This window comes from Agrobacterium sp. S7/73, assembly GCF_019355535.1.
Taxonomy (GTDB): domain Bacteria; phylum Pseudomonadota; class Alphaproteobacteria; order Rhizobiales; family Rhizobiaceae; genus Agrobacterium; species Agrobacterium tumefaciens.
In genome coordinates this window covers 1,047,128-1,059,251 of the sequence record NZ_CP072136.1, presented here as the reverse complement: position 1 = coordinate 1,059,251, position 12,124 = coordinate 1,047,128, and the positions used below count along the sequence as shown (strand labels likewise).

The following is a 12,124-nucleotide window of genomic DNA, read 5'->3' as shown; positions in this document are numbered from 1 at the left end:
AATGATGTGGTGAAGTGCGGCTGGTTGGTAGCCAGCCGCTGGCGCTGGTTAGGCTGCGTTCTCGTATTCGATCCATGCCTCGACGGCGTCTTTGGCACCCTTCAAAGTAAGGCCGGCAACAGCTCGCAGTTCCTTGATGGCATCAATCTTGAGGCCTAGGTACGCCATGTTCTGCCACTTGTGGTCATAGACCGGCGCGGATTCTTCGTGGGTGGTAGTCAGCGTGAACACGCCGAACTGCTGGCCCTTGTATTTGGCCGCAAGGCGCTTGGCTTCCTTCTCGGCCGCGCCGGTGGATGTGTGGACATGAGGCGTCGAGGATGGCTTGGGCAGGCCGCTCTCGATGAGAGCGACGATAGAGATGGGTGTGGGTGCCGGAGTAACCAGCTCGAATTCATACCCGCGCCAGGTATCGATACTACCAGGTCCGCCGACCAGCCATTCGACGCTATAACGCTCGCCCTCGGCTTTGGTGATGCGAAGTCGCTGGTGAGGCATGAAACCTCTCGAACGCTTCACGATGTCGCCGACCTTGAACTTCGGCGTGGTGTTATCGTTGCTGGCCTTAGCGGCTGGCTCGTCGATCCATTCGGCGATGAGGTCAGCACCATGTTGCGTGCCAACGTCAGGATGGAACGTTCCATCTCCGCGCCACGCCTTACCGTATTCGGCGTTGAATTCGTGCGCGACTGTCCAGCCGTAGCGGCGATCGTGCCATTTGTCTTCGACCATAGGCCCGACCTTTCGGCCATCGCGCGTCTTGTAGAACTTGCCGGCCTCGATCTTGAGTGTGACGGACTTTGCGGGAGTCTCTGTGGAGAGGTTGGGCTCTAGGTTCTCGATGTACTTCGCGCCACCGGTCCGGATGCCATCGACAATCGTTTTGTCCCATTTAACGTTGACAAGATTGCCGTTCAATTCGGTGACTTCGCCTTCCAGCCCAACCAGCTCCCTCTCGCTGTAGACTGCGCTCTTTCCGCAGTATCGCACACGCTCGCCGACGCGCGGCTGCCATGGTTCGAAGCGCTTGGCAAACATTCCGGGCTTTTTATTCGAGAAGACTAGATCGTCGCGCACGGCGGTGACTTGGCAAACGTCGTCCTTTTTATAGTCCGTCGGCGCACCGCGATTGTCTATGACGCGAACCCAGTCGCCAACCTTGTATCTCTGCTCACCCATCACGCAGCTCCTTCCGTTGTTGTTTCGGCGGTCATCGCGCGCCATTGTGTGAAGTCGACCTTGACGACGTTCGTGTCGTCGTCCTCTTTTGCAGGCGGCTCGCCATCCGGATCGTGCTCGATCTCAAAGCCGTGCCACCAGATCGTTGTCGCGCCGTCAGCAAGGCGCACCTGATACTCACTGCCCCAGTTGCGGTCGCCGATAACGACGCCGGTAAGATGAGGGTTTTGCCGGTTGCGGACCGGATCGCCGAAATTGAAGAAATCGCAGTCGCAGGTCATGCCGCCACCCCACCCAGCGCGTAGTCGTTGACTGCCAGACCGGCCTGCAAGTCAGAATCGTCGATGTTGTCGTTCGCCGCGGTCAGAACGCGCGGCAGCGAAACCGGCATGAGGCCGGATAGCGTAGAGCAACCGCCGTTGTGCGGCGCCAGGTGCGTCGTGCGGTAGGGATTGTTGTCATTGGCTGGGATGATTGCGCGCTGCTTGTGCAGGCCGTATGTGCGCCGCAGCCGCTGGTATGCGGCCATTGGCTTGACGTTGTATCTGGCGGCAATATCTGCGACGCTCTCGCCGTTCTCACGGCGCGCGTGCATATCCGCCAGCATTGTGCTGGTGATAAGTGTCATGTCGTCTCCTCTGCGTGGTGGCCGCCTTGTGGTTGACAAAGCAGCAGGGTTATGAAACTAAACTATTTTTACAAATTTGTCAAGATTTCACCAAGGTGGATGCATGCCTGAAGTTAAGTCGCGCCTCCTGCAGTCGATACTGAAAGAACAGAAGCGGAGAGCCGTAAAGGATCGCGCTGTGTACGAAGAGCTAGGCGTGCCTCAGCAGACCTACAGCACCTGGAAGGCTGGCGTCATTCCAAGACCTAGGCAATTCCCGGCGATTGCCGCCTTCCTGGGTGTCTCCGAAGATGAAGTGGCAGAGATGGCTCGCGAGGCGGCAGAAACCGCTCCTTCCATCACGCCTATTACCGTTGCCCGCACCTACGGCAAGATCTCCGACCGCAAGGCCGGCAAATTCAAATTCGAGCCCATCAACGACGGTCGCAAACGTATCCCCGAAGGCCGGTACGCGATCGTCATCGACACGAAAGTGATGGAGCCCGTCTTCCACGTCGGCGTGAAAGCGTGGCTTGACCCTTCCCGCTGGCCAGCCGTTGGTGACGACGTGCTCTCGCATTCGGGCGGATTCGCTTGGATCGGACGATTTGAAGGAATGAGCAACGGCGCTGTTCAGCTTAGCCGCTACGATGGCTCGCAGCTTGAAGTGAAGAACGTGGAAGCTGTCCATGTCATCGTCCTTTCGGAGCGGGTGGTGACGGCATAGCAGGTTGGTTGCGTTATAAGGCATTTAGTAAAACCTTATAGCACTTGACAATTCCTACAAATTTGTGTAGGAATTGACTGTCCGATGTGGTGTCGGATATCGACCGGATGGGGTTGATCTGCAAAGGTCTCCTCCCCCATCTCAGTAGGAAGAGCCGGGACGGATACAGGTGGTGCTGGTCCATTATGTCCCGGCTTTTGTGTTTCTGGGTGGCGGCAAAAGGGTCGCGGGTTACGTCCGTACTATGGCCGCCTTCCCGCGTCAGGCTGCAGCCTTCCGCCATTCGATATAGAGATTTTTCAACAATCGCTTTTCGACATAGCGGTGAGCGCGGGTCGCGACATGCGCGCGATATGATTCTTTCTCGACGCCCTTGGCATTGACCTTGCATTCCACCGGCAGGCCAAGCTTATCAGCCTCGAAGCGGGCGCGCTCTGCGTAAACGCGTTGGTAATACGTGGCGGCTGAAAGGTCGCTGCCGAAGTCGGGTCGCCATAGCCCCATATTCCCGATGATGCCGCTGCGCATGTTCCACGATACCGAGCGGCGAGCGCGATTATACCCGTGGTCTACCCAGTCCTGCGCCGTTGCGCCTTCACCAGGGTTCCCCTGCCGCCTTCCGTTAATGACAGCGAGGCCGAGACGCTTCCAAACTGCGGAGACGCTCTTGTATGTGCCGATGTCGCCGCACTCGCCGACAATGGTGGCGAAGGACACATCACCGAAGCCGTTCACCGATTTTACAAATTCGTATGCGGGAAGTTGCTTGACCATCTTCACCATCTGCTTGGCGTAGCCTTCGCACTGCGCGTCGAAGAGCTTTTCAGATTCGATGTAGGAGCTGATAACGCTCGCAACGTCAGACTGAGGCAGGCCCTCGTCGATCTCTGCCATCGCGGCCTTAATGGCGTCATCGACGCGTTTCTGCGCTGCCTTTGTAAGCTTGCGCGGTGCCTTGCCGAATGCGGTCACTCGGTCGGTGGTTTTGTCCTCTTCGAAATCGGCGTCGCGGCACAAAAGGCTGCGCACTTCCGCTTTCATCATAAGGATGACTTTGGTCTTTGCGCGGATCGCTGCCTGTCTGCGGCGGTGCAAGTTGACGATCTGCCCCACGATGTCGGCGACCGGCGCGGGATCGTACGCACCAAGCGGCTGGTGATTGGCGAGCCAAGGGGTTGCGGTGAGTTCTTCGGTGGACGGATTAAATCTGATTTGCATGTTCATGAAGGCCTCCTCGTGGTGTGCGGCGTTTGGTTTGGTGGCCGCTGACAATTTGGGTGGTGCAGGCTGGCATTGGACATCCGGGGTTCGAGCCGTTAGCGGCCAGCCTGAAAAACTACTGCTGAGGTTTGCGGGCGTCGATCTTTGCTTGCACCCACGCCTCAACCTCTTCACGGACAAACGCTACTCGGCGTTCACCTAGATCAACGGCAAGAGGGAACCGGCCTTCCGCACGGTAACGGTTGATCATGGTTCGCGACATCGAAGTCATCTTGCAGACGTCATTCAAACTGATAAGGCGGGGTTTCTCTGTCATCGTTTTCTCCAAATGTTGTGGGCGGCGCGTCATTTCTGGTTTTCGATGCCGCAAAGGCCACCCACTCCGCCTAAGCGGAAACTCGTGTCTGCTCGTAAATCGATGTCAGCGTGTCGTTGGTGAACACCTCGTCGACGCGCTTGCCGTCTGGCAGCTTCGCAGCAACGGCGCGGTAATACGCAGCCTTGTGCAGCATGTCTTGCGCCTGCGGCTGGTAGACAGCGACGGCGTTCTCGATGTCGGCCTTGCGGGCATTCGCCATCCGAACGCCGTTCGGAAGGGTGACTGCCATAAGCTGGAGAGTTGCTGCCGTCTTGATGATCCGCGTACGGTGGGCGGAACTGACGAGTTGCGGCTCCTTCATGACCAGCGGTCGAGGGGCGGCAACATTGGCGTCAGGGCAGTCTTGGAAAATCTTCGCGTTATCGCTGCGGATGCGCTCACCAACGGCAGCTTTTGCGCCTAGCTGGATGAGGTGGTTGCGGAGCGAAACATTGTCGTCCGCAAGTTCGACGAGCGCATCAACCGCGCTGGTCTTTTCGTTGTGCCGGTCAACGGCCATCTGAATAAGCGCCTGCGGCGTTGCCGATTTCGCGCCTTTGGCTCGGCTGTGTCTTCTGGATGGCTGCGGGGTTTCGATGTGCATGTTCATGGGCTTCTCCTCGTGTGGTGGTTTTGGTGCTTGACTGGGTGGCGCGTGTTTTGTGGATTACAATGGATCGACGGCCGCTCAGTCAATTGAGTCCGCAGGGTGCTGGCGACCCTGGCCTGGGTTGCGCCGCATCTGAGGCCAGCACCTTGCAGTTTGGTTAGACGACGCGGCGTCATGATCATGGTTTCCGAGCCTCCTACGGCCGCATCGTCTATTCAGGTTTGCAAGTGGCGAGGCGGTTACAGCCAGGATTTCACCGAGACAACGGCCATCAACTACTTGCAAATTTGGTTAGTGGGCGCGGCGTTCCATGAACGGGTTGCGGCGAAACGGTGGCCACACTCACTATTCTTGCCGTGTCGCTGCAGAGCGCCATCGGCGTATTCGGTGCAAGGTCGGGCGATTTGGCCACGGTTTTCGCAAGGCGAACGGCCCTTCCTTGCATCTTCGCTTGCCTTCACGTCGCTGGAGGTCGTCGCGATGGCAAGCCCGCCGAGGCGGATTGGTATTGTGAGTACTTGGCAAGACGTCATTGGTTTTCGCTCGCCTGTTGGCCTCACACTCACAAATTCTCAGCAAACGGCGCGGCGCGTTCATTTTGGGTTACGCTGCACGCAAGGCACTGCCGTTTGCACTCATTCGGGAAGGATGGCGTTGCGTCCATGGTTTTCAATGGCGTGCCGGCCACCCTTCCCTAGCTCGTTACTACAGCGCCACGCATGGCGTTCTAATAACGGGCCGTCTCCGGCCACCTATGGCGGGCCGGTCGAGGCCCACCATCTTCTTCTTGATGTGGGAGCCTCATGCTCCCGTCTTCTCACGATCAGCGCTTGGGTCGTCGATCGTCTTCTTTCGCAATCCTTAAACATGCGCATTCCCTTTCATGCTGCAGGTTCGTCTTGGGGTCTTTTGCCCTGTCGGCTTCTTGTGTGGCCGCTGTTGATTTTGGTTCTACCGTTTTACCGGTTTAGTGTCAACTCTAAACCGGTTTTATTTTTCAATATTTTTCCGTTATACCGGTGCGCATGGCAAGGTTGAGCGACATCATAAGGTCTAAGCGCAAGGAAATGGGCTTAACGCAGAAGGCGTTCGGCAACCTTTTCGGTGCGCAGCAGACAACCGTCTCCGATTGGGAGAAGGGTAAGATATCCATGATGCGCAACTGGCAGAAGCTCGCGGGGTCTCTTGGCCTGCGCGAATCGGAGTTTCTGGACCTTATGGCTGAGGCGACGACCGAGTCGGAAAAGACGGAGCGCATGATTCCAGCGTTGCGTCAGGCGACCGCCCCTGTCATCAATACCGGTAGTATCATTGCCGCTCCTAAACCGCCGTCCGGGGAGCGTGACGTGCCTGTTCTAGGCAGGTCAAAAGGAGGGTCGGACGGTGAGTTTGAGTTTAACGGGCAGATCATGGGCTGGGAATGGAGGCCGCCTCACCTGGCGGGCGTCGCCGAGGCATATGCATCTTATGTAGACGGCGAGAGCATGTATCCGCGTTACAAGCCGGGCGAGACGGTATGGACCAATCCGCCAAAGCCGATCGCGCGCGGCGACGATGTTATCGTGCAGCTGGCGCCGAACGAAGAGGACGGCGTTCCCCGCGGCTTCATCAAAGAGTTTGTGCGGTGGGAGCCCAGCTATCTGGTCGTCTGCCAGTTCAATCCCCCGATGGAAATCAAATACCCGCGCGACGACGTTGTCTCGATCCATAAAATAGACTACGCCCAAAAATAACGGTTTACCGGTTTAACGGTTGACACCATTCCGGTATCGGTCTATATCTCCTCTTGCAACCAGCAAACCAAGCTGGCCACCACAAGAGGAGATTACCAATGTACAGACCACGTCCCGAAGAGTTTGACGACGTCGCCGTTGCCGCCCAGTCCGATGAGCCTATGAAGCGCCCGGACCACAAGGCCAAGAAGCACGGCAAGCCCAAGACGAAATATGAGTACATGCGCCGCTTCCCCAAGAAGCCGCGTAAAGGCGAGGAAGTCGGCGGCGGCCACTTCGTATTCCGCCGTGGCGATAGCACTGGACGCATTCGTCCCTGCATGTGGCCCTTCGAGCATCCCTCCTACGATTCTGCGCTGGTCGAAGCCGCCCGCCTGTTTCATGAGCATGGCGGCACCTACGACATTCTCTCCGTTTGCGGCCAGGTCAGCGCGACGCCGGATGCCGGCGAATGAGCGCGGCCGCAGCGACCGAGCCGACCACCGTCCAGCAGATCATCCTTACCCAGCATGCCGACTTGATGAAGGACATAGCCAGTTTTCTGGCTTTGTCGCTCTTTATCACCGCAGTGCTGATCTGGGCTTACTAAGGAGACCCGCCATGTCGGAGATCAAGGCACCTTTCGTCGTCTATGCTTTTGCGGTGGATGGAGATTACCCCGGACTGGAAAATGCGGTAAAAATCGGCGTCGCCAAAAATCCGAGCACTCGACTGCTTGCATGCCAGACCGGCTCCCCAGTAAGGCTATACCTCAAGAAGACGTGGCCGTTCGAGGACAGGGAGACTGCATTAGCTTTTGAGCGGGCGTGCCACGCGGAATTCGCAGAAGCTAAACTTATCCGAGAATGGTTCTCTGTCACCATTGAGCAAATAGACGGCTTCCGAGACGAGTTTTACGATCAAAAAGACATCGGACAGGAGATATCGGAACTGCTCAAGGCAGTTGCCGCACGCGAGAAAAATGCATCATTGCGTATGTCTTCCGACAATAAACGGCCCAAGGAAGCAAAGTCTGCCTCCGCAAAGGTTTTATTCCCCGCTTCGAAGAACGACATGCTTAACACTCAATCAGCTGCGTTCTACCTCCAAATGTCCGCATCTTGGCTCAATAAAACCCGCTTAAATGGCGACGGCCCAGCCTACCACAAAGTGGGTGGGCGCGTTTTCTACCGCGTTAGTGACCTCGACACTTGGACCGATAGCAACAAGAGGACAGCAGTCTACGATTTCGCAAACCGAGCGAAATAATCACCCACCACAGGAGATCGTCATGAGAAGATATCACATCATTTCCGCAGAACAGTTTATAGCTCAAGGCACAAGCCCAGGGGCAATACTCTCCATTGCCGCAACACAAAAAGATCGGTCCCTGCGCAGTCGACTTGAGGAGACCGCGCGTCTCGTTTCACTTCAAACCGGGCTGCCTTTACAAATACCGGGATCGGCAAGTTTCAAACGGCAACGTGCCGCGAATGACAATAAATCAAGTCTCGGGGCAGAAAATGTCACCAGCCAATGACAACACCCCTCGCCTCATCGGTCGCAGGGAGGCTGCGGAATATCTTGGCATAGCCGAGTCCACGTTCTCGATGTGGGTGGCCACTCTCAAGATGCCGCAGCCGATCGCCGGCACCAGAAGATGGGACAAGAAGGCGATCGATGCGCGCCTTGACGAATTGAGCGGCTTGTCAGCCAATGACAACGAAGACCCCTATGAGAAATGGATGAGGGAAAATGCGAGTTAAGCTCAAAGGGCTGATGAAGGTCAAAAAGACCCTCGCGAGCGGCAAGACCATCTATTACTGCTACGCCTGGCGCGGCGGTCCGCTTCTCAAAACAAAGAGCGGCGAGCCAATGCAGCCGGGCGACCCCATGTTGATCAAGGTGTTTTCGGACGCGACGAAAGATCGCCATGTTGACCCTAGTGAAACATTGGGAGCCCTCATCACCGAATACAGGGCGTCGACCGAGTTCTTATCGAAAGCCGACAAGACACGGCGCGAGTATGACCGGTACCTCGATCTAATTCGAGAGAAGTTCGGCAAGGTACCATTCTTCATGCTCCAAAATCCTCGCTACCGAGGCGAGTTCAAGAAGTGGCGCGACAGCATGGCGGACAAGCCTCGGACAGCGGATTATGCGTGGACCACCCTTGCCCGCATCCTTTCCTTCGGTAAGGACCGCGGCAAGCTGTCAGTGAACATTGCGGAGAAAGGCGGCCGCCTCTATTCCGCCGACCGTACCGAAAACATCTGGACAGAAGAGCACTTGCAGAAGCTGTTCGCCGTTGCGACGACGGAGATAAAGGCTGCAGTTATCTTCGCCCTGTGGACTGGCCAGCGCAAAGGCGACCTGCTGGTTGCCCCATGGAGCGACTACGACGGCAAGACCATCAAGGTGAAGCAGAGCAAGACCGGCGCGCGCGTGAAAATCCCTTGCGGCAACGAGCTGAAACAAATTTTGGACGCGATGCCGCGACGGTCGACGGTGATTCTCACCAACACGAAAAAGAAGATCCCTTGGACGTCGGATGGCTTCGACACATCGTTCCAGAAAACAAAAGCAAAGGCTGGCATCGATGATCTAACGTTCCACGATCTACGCGGAACCGCGGTCACGCGTCTGGCCATGGCGGGCTGCAACAACAGCCAAATCGCGTCCATCACCGGCCACAGCCTGCGCGACGTCGACGCTATCCTTGACGCTCACTATCTGGGCGGACGAGCTGAACTCGCTGAACAAGCCATTGCCAAGCTGGAGGATTATCAGGGCCAAAAGAAGTAGCTTGCGCAACCCTGAATGTAAAACTACTGTAAGGCGACTGAAAAATTCAGTCGCTTTTTCAGTTTGCAGACTTACTGTAAGTCTTTGAAACTCGATGTACGTTACAAGATGCAGTTTGAAATTAAGCGGTTTAAAAACATTACATAAAAGCCTGACTTTTAATCAGTAGGTCCAGGGTTCGAATCCCTGCGCTCTCACCACCTTCATCAAAGATATCAGTAAGTTAAGACGCATAATGCCCATCGATATGTTCGCTGGCGGTAACGATATGCGCTTGCGCCGCGTGACATGAAGTTGCGTTACGACAAATCTCGTCCCTGAAACTGCCTCCCAGAAGAACGCAAATCGCCGCCCTCCCCGACACACCGTCCCCTGGATCGCGAGCCGGCCGATAAGGCCGCTCAATGCAAAGCATGGTACGATGGCGTGTGCTAATACCTGATCCGCGTAGGGGCGACCTTCGGTCCGGAGTCGGTCGTCGGATTGGCGCGAGCCAAGGGAGAAAGAACAATGGCAACCCATATCGAAGACGACAGTGACATGCTCATACCTCAGGATCTGGCGGAGGGAGCGAGCCGTTATCTGGGGAAACCGCTTGAGCTGCTGCCGGACAGGGAAAAAGCAATATTTCGTCGTCTTGCAGCAAGGCGCACCATCTCGGCGGACGCGAATGCGGTTTTCGACGAGAGACTGACGCCCGGCCAGCGGCTTGCGGATGCGGTTGCCAAATTCGGTGGTTCCTGGACCTTTATCCTTATATTTGCGGCTTTGCTTGCGATATGGCTGAGCGCAAACATTATCGCGGCTTCGAACGCCTTCGATCCCTACCCGTTCATTTTCCTCAATCTCATCTTATCCATGCTCGCAGCGGTTCAGGCGCCGGTGATCATGATGAGCCAGAACCGCCATGCGGCCAAGGATCGAATCGACGCCGCACATGACTACGAGGTCAATCTGAAGGCAGAGATCGAAATCATGGCGCTGCACGATAAGTTCGATCGGATGCGCTCTATCGAGCTGAAAGCCCTCGTCGATAAACAGCAGCAGCAGATCGACCTTTTGACAAAACTCGTGCTGAAACAAACAGGCTAGAAAATTTACGTCAGAATACGGAAAATCGCGCCCGCGCGCCGATTCCATGTGCAACGGAACGCGCTTTGTGTGCCGGTCGTACAGTAGCAGCTGCAGCACTTCATGGATGGTTTCCAGACAAGCTATGTGCTTGCGCATCCCTCATATAGAGCGCAGAATAAATCAATGGCAGCATTTGAAGTGGGCGCTGTTGTGTAAAGGTGCATCTGCCTTGGCCCCAACCAAAGGAGGACGAAATGTCTTCCACCAATCGAAAACGAAATGTCGATCCAGATCGTGGGCCCCTGCTCGTCAAGGCGATCGACACGCTTGAAAAAGGTGCTGCAACGTTACGCGGTTCGTCGAAACTCGACGCGTGCAGGCGAGTTCTGATCGCCGCCATTCGACGTGCTTCCGGCAGGCGTAAACCAATCCCGGCTGCGTCGGCTCCTCACCATAAGAACCGGGACATATCGCAGTCTACCCAAAAATCCGGAAGCCCGGCTGTCGAGAGATGGGAAAATGAAGGCGGCGCGATCAGATGATCGTTGTCGCCTGCCCAGAACGGAGTGATCATCATGGCGTCAAGTGTCCATCTGGAAGAAATGACATCGGCGGAATGCATCGCATTCCTTTCCCGGATGAGCTTCGGGCATCTTGCCTGTATCGATCATGACAGGCCCTATGTGGTGCCGATCCATTTCGTGTTTCACGAGGGTGGAGTCTACAGCTTCTCGATGATGGGAGCCAAGATAGAGAATATGCGCCTGAACCCTCATGTTTGCCTTCAGGTCGATGAGGTCAAAAACACCAGCACATGGACAAGCGTAATTCTCCATGGCCTCTATCAGGAGCTTGAAGATAACGAGCAATGGCAAAGCGAGCGGATCTACGCCTGGTCTCTGATCCAGAAACACCCGAACTGGTGGGAGCCGGGAGGCTCAACGATCCATCAGCACGAAAATGGAACGGACTCCACCAAGCCGATTTTCTTCAGCATCCAAAAAGAAAGCCTCACGGGCCGCAAAGCGGTCCAGAGGGAAGATTTCGTGCGTTAAGCGGCCTCCCTCTATAGATAGGCGTACACATACCGCGCGATATTGTCATAAAAACTGGAGAGATAGGCTGGCAACCGGTTCAACCGGGCAAATTTGCTGCCGCGATATTCCGCGCGCGTTCCGACCAGCGTGTCCGGATCGCCGAAAGGCAGAAAATCCTTTTCGGTGACGTAGACATGCGTGCCGTAACCCCAGCCGCATTCCAGCGCCCGGTCGAAAGGCAGCGTCATCACCCTTGCCGCTTTCAGAAACTCCTCCGCTCCACCGCGTGAGATGATATAGCAGGCCGACGATCCCTGTGGCCCGTATATGCAGCGCCCCAGCTTGTCTCCGAGAGCGCTGGTCTTCCTGGCTCTGAAACCTCTGTGGCGGTGATTGGTCAGCTTTACGATGGAATTCTCAGGCATGATCGCGACCATTGCCTTGACCCGATCGGAGAAGTCAGGCGTGAAGGCAACATCATCCTCAACGATCACGGCCACCGGCGCATCCGTGGCGAGGAAAATCTCCAGTGCCTTGATATGGCTGGCATAACAGCCATACTCCCCAGGCAAGGCATGACGGCCGTTGCGAAGCTCAAAGCCGCGCCTGTTAAAATCCGTCCATTCGGCAGCGGGAATGGTCTTACCGTCAACACCTTCCACCGGGCGCAAATCCAGCCCAAGACCTGATGCTCCGTTCAGCATCTTTTCAAGACGGGCGCGCGCTCTGGCGATGGAGATGATGTAAACGGGAAAAGCGGATATCGGCAGCATTCGGAAAGCACCATGCGCATA

17 protein-coding genes are annotated in these 12,124 nt (G+C 56.3%); 10 read left to right on the top strand and 7 right to left on the bottom strand.

Annotated elements, in window-relative coordinates; all coding sequences use genetic code 11:
- Window positions 1-48 precede the first annotated feature (48 nt).
- Genes J5276_RS05015 through J5276_RS05005 form a run of 3 tightly spaced genes read right to left on the bottom strand, consistent with a single transcriptional unit; the run spans window position 49 to window position 1,807 of the window.
- Window positions 49-1,179 carry a hypothetical protein gene (locus J5276_RS05015; RefSeq protein ID WP_209159531.1) on the bottom strand — a complete coding sequence of 377 codons (1,131 nt, stop codon included), beginning with the start codon at window positions 1,177-1,179 and terminating at the stop codon, window positions 49-51.
- Window positions 1,179-1,460, bottom strand: coding sequence for a hypothetical protein (locus tag J5276_RS05010; RefSeq protein ID WP_209159532.1), 282 nt, complete (start codon window positions 1,458-1,460; stop codon window positions 1,179-1,181). Before J5276_RS05010 ends, J5276_RS05015 begins: the two co-directional genes overlap by 1 nt.
- Complete coding sequence (locus J5276_RS05005) at window positions 1,457-1,807, bottom strand: hypothetical protein (RefSeq protein ID WP_209159533.1); 351 nt, start codon at window positions 1,805-1,807, stop codon at window positions 1,457-1,459. Before J5276_RS05005 ends, J5276_RS05010 begins: the two co-directional genes overlap by 4 nt.
- 103 nt (window positions 1,808-1,910) lie before the next feature.
- On the opposite strand from J5276_RS05005, the gene J5276_RS05000 reads away from it, so the two are divergent.
- The gene (locus J5276_RS05000; protein ID WP_209159534.1) at window positions 1,911-2,513 is read left to right on the top strand and encodes a hypothetical protein; all 603 of its coding nucleotides are present in this window, start codon (window positions 1,911-1,913) and stop codon (window positions 2,511-2,513) included.
- Window positions 2,514-2,774: 261 nt separating this feature from the next.
- Here the strand turns inward: J5276_RS05000 and J5276_RS04995 are convergent, their stop codons facing one another.
- The 3 genes from J5276_RS04995 to J5276_RS04985 form a co-directional block, all read right to left on the bottom strand.
- The gene (locus J5276_RS04995) at window positions 2,775-3,737 is read right to left on the bottom strand and encodes a hypothetical protein (protein WP_209159535.1); all 963 of its coding nucleotides are present in this window, start codon (window positions 3,735-3,737) and stop codon (window positions 2,775-2,777) included.
- Window positions 3,738-3,849: 112 nt separating this feature from the next.
- Window positions 3,850-4,050: an AlpA family transcriptional regulator gene (locus tag J5276_RS04990; RefSeq protein WP_209159536.1), complete on the bottom strand. Its 201-nt coding sequence runs from the start codon at window positions 4,048-4,050 to the stop codon at window positions 3,850-3,852.
- A 70-nt stretch (window positions 4,051-4,120) separates the two neighbouring features.
- Entirely contained in the window at window positions 4,121-4,702 is a 582-nt protein-coding gene (locus J5276_RS04985) for a hypothetical protein (RefSeq protein WP_209159537.1), read from the bottom strand.
- A 1,034-nt stretch (window positions 4,703-5,736) separates the two neighbouring features.
- On the opposite strand from J5276_RS04985, the gene J5276_RS04980 reads away from it, so the two are divergent.
- From J5276_RS04980 to J5276_RS04940, 9 genes are all read left to right on the top strand, one after another.
- Complete coding sequence (locus tag J5276_RS04980; RefSeq protein ID WP_162699425.1) at window positions 5,737-6,435, top strand: helix-turn-helix domain-containing protein; 699 nt, start codon at window positions 5,737-5,739, stop codon at window positions 6,433-6,435.
- Between the two features lie 98 nt (window positions 6,436-6,533).
- Window positions 6,534-6,890 (top strand): hypothetical protein, encoded by a 357-nt coding sequence (locus tag J5276_RS04975; RefSeq protein WP_209159538.1) that lies wholly within the window; start codon window positions 6,534-6,536, stop codon window positions 6,888-6,890.
- Window positions 6,887-7,024 carry a hypothetical protein gene (locus J5276_RS04970; protein WP_209159539.1) on the top strand — a complete coding sequence of 46 codons (138 nt, stop codon included), beginning with the start codon at window positions 6,887-6,889 and terminating at the stop codon, window positions 7,022-7,024. The genes J5276_RS04975 and J5276_RS04970 overlap by 4 nt, the downstream gene beginning before the upstream one ends.
- A gap of 11 nt (window positions 7,025-7,035) precedes the next feature.
- A complete protein-coding gene (locus J5276_RS04965; RefSeq protein WP_209159540.1) occupies window positions 7,036-7,683 on the top strand; it encodes a GIY-YIG nuclease family protein in 648 nt (215 codons plus the stop codon).
- Window positions 7,684-7,705: 22 nt separating this feature from the next.
- The gene (locus J5276_RS04960; RefSeq protein WP_209159541.1) at window positions 7,706-7,954 is read left to right on the top strand and encodes a hypothetical protein; all 249 of its coding nucleotides are present in this window, start codon (window positions 7,706-7,708) and stop codon (window positions 7,952-7,954) included.
- Window positions 7,938-8,180, top strand: a complete 243-nt coding sequence (locus tag J5276_RS04955) for an AlpA family transcriptional regulator (RefSeq protein WP_209159542.1) — start codon at window positions 7,938-7,940, stop codon at window positions 8,178-8,180. Before J5276_RS04960 ends, J5276_RS04955 begins: the two co-directional genes overlap by 17 nt.
- Window positions 8,170-9,219: a tyrosine-type recombinase/integrase gene (locus J5276_RS04950; protein ID WP_209159543.1), complete on the top strand. Its 1,050-nt coding sequence runs from the start codon at window positions 8,170-8,172 to the stop codon at window positions 9,217-9,219. Before J5276_RS04955 ends, J5276_RS04950 begins: the two co-directional genes overlap by 11 nt.
- A gap of 510 nt (window positions 9,220-9,729) precedes the next feature.
- Window positions 9,730-10,311 carry a DUF1003 domain-containing protein gene (locus J5276_RS04945; protein WP_003515941.1) on the top strand — a complete coding sequence of 194 codons (582 nt, stop codon included), beginning with the start codon at window positions 9,730-9,732 and terminating at the stop codon, window positions 10,309-10,311.
- A gap of 557 nt (window positions 10,312-10,868) precedes the next feature.
- Window positions 10,869-11,348, top strand: a complete 480-nt coding sequence (locus J5276_RS04940) for a pyridoxamine 5'-phosphate oxidase family protein (protein WP_236761522.1) — start codon at window positions 10,869-10,871, stop codon at window positions 11,346-11,348.
- A gap of 11 nt (window positions 11,349-11,359) precedes the next feature.
- Here J5276_RS04940 and J5276_RS04935 read toward each other — a convergent pair whose 3' ends face one another.
- Window positions 11,360-12,103, bottom strand: a complete 744-nt coding sequence (locus J5276_RS04935; protein ID WP_112154612.1) for a glycosyltransferase family 25 protein — start codon at window positions 12,101-12,103, stop codon at window positions 11,360-11,362.
- Window positions 12,104-12,124 lie beyond the last annotated feature (21 nt).

Excerpts from the sequence above, each read along its gene's own strand:
- J5276_RS05015 (WP_209159531.1), bottom strand. The coding sequence starts at position 1,179 with ATGGGTGAGCAGAGATACAAGGTTGGCGACTGGGTTCGCGTCATAGAC.
- J5276_RS05010 (WP_209159532.1), bottom strand. The coding sequence starts at position 1,460 with ATGACCTGCGACTGCGATTTCTTCAATTTCGGCGATCCGGTCCGCAAC.
- J5276_RS05005 (WP_209159533.1), bottom strand. The coding sequence starts at position 1,807 with ATGACACTTATCACCAGCACAATGCTGGCGGATATGCACGCGCGCCGT.
- J5276_RS05000 (WP_209159534.1), top strand. The coding sequence starts at position 1,911 with ATGCCTGAAGTTAAGTCGCGCCTCCTGCAGTCGATACTGAAAGAACAG.
- J5276_RS04995 (WP_209159535.1), bottom strand. The coding sequence starts at position 3,737 with ATGAACATGCAAATCAGATTTAATCCGTCCACCGAAGAACTCACCGCA.
- J5276_RS04990 (WP_209159536.1), bottom strand. The coding sequence starts at position 4,050 with ATGACAGAGAAACCCCGCCTTATCAGTTTGAATGACGTCTGCAAGATG.
- J5276_RS04985 (WP_209159537.1), bottom strand. The coding sequence starts at position 4,702 with ATGAACATGCACATCGAAACCCCGCAGCCATCCAGAAGACACAGCCGA.
- J5276_RS04975 (WP_209159538.1), top strand. The coding sequence starts at position 6,534 with ATGTACAGACCACGTCCCGAAGAGTTTGACGACGTCGCCGTTGCCGCC.
- J5276_RS04970 (WP_209159539.1), top strand. The coding sequence starts at position 6,887 with ATGAGCGCGGCCGCAGCGACCGAGCCGACCACCGTCCAGCAGATCATC.
- J5276_RS04965 (WP_209159540.1), top strand. The coding sequence starts at position 7,036 with ATGTCGGAGATCAAGGCACCTTTCGTCGTCTATGCTTTTGCGGTGGAT.
- J5276_RS04960 (WP_209159541.1), top strand. The coding sequence starts at position 7,706 with ATGAGAAGATATCACATCATTTCCGCAGAACAGTTTATAGCTCAAGGC.
- J5276_RS04955 (WP_209159542.1), top strand. The coding sequence starts at position 7,938 with ATGTCACCAGCCAATGACAACACCCCTCGCCTCATCGGTCGCAGGGAG.
- J5276_RS04950 (WP_209159543.1), top strand. The coding sequence starts at position 8,170 with ATGCGAGTTAAGCTCAAAGGGCTGATGAAGGTCAAAAAGACCCTCGCG.
- J5276_RS04945 (WP_003515941.1), top strand. The coding sequence starts at position 9,730 with ATGGCAACCCATATCGAAGACGACAGTGACATGCTCATACCTCAGGAT.
- J5276_RS04940 (WP_236761522.1), top strand. The coding sequence starts at position 10,869 with ATGGCGTCAAGTGTCCATCTGGAAGAAATGACATCGGCGGAATGCATC.
- J5276_RS04935 (WP_112154612.1), bottom strand. The coding sequence starts at position 12,103 with ATGCTGCCGATATCCGCTTTTCCCGTTTACATCATCTCCATCGCCAGA.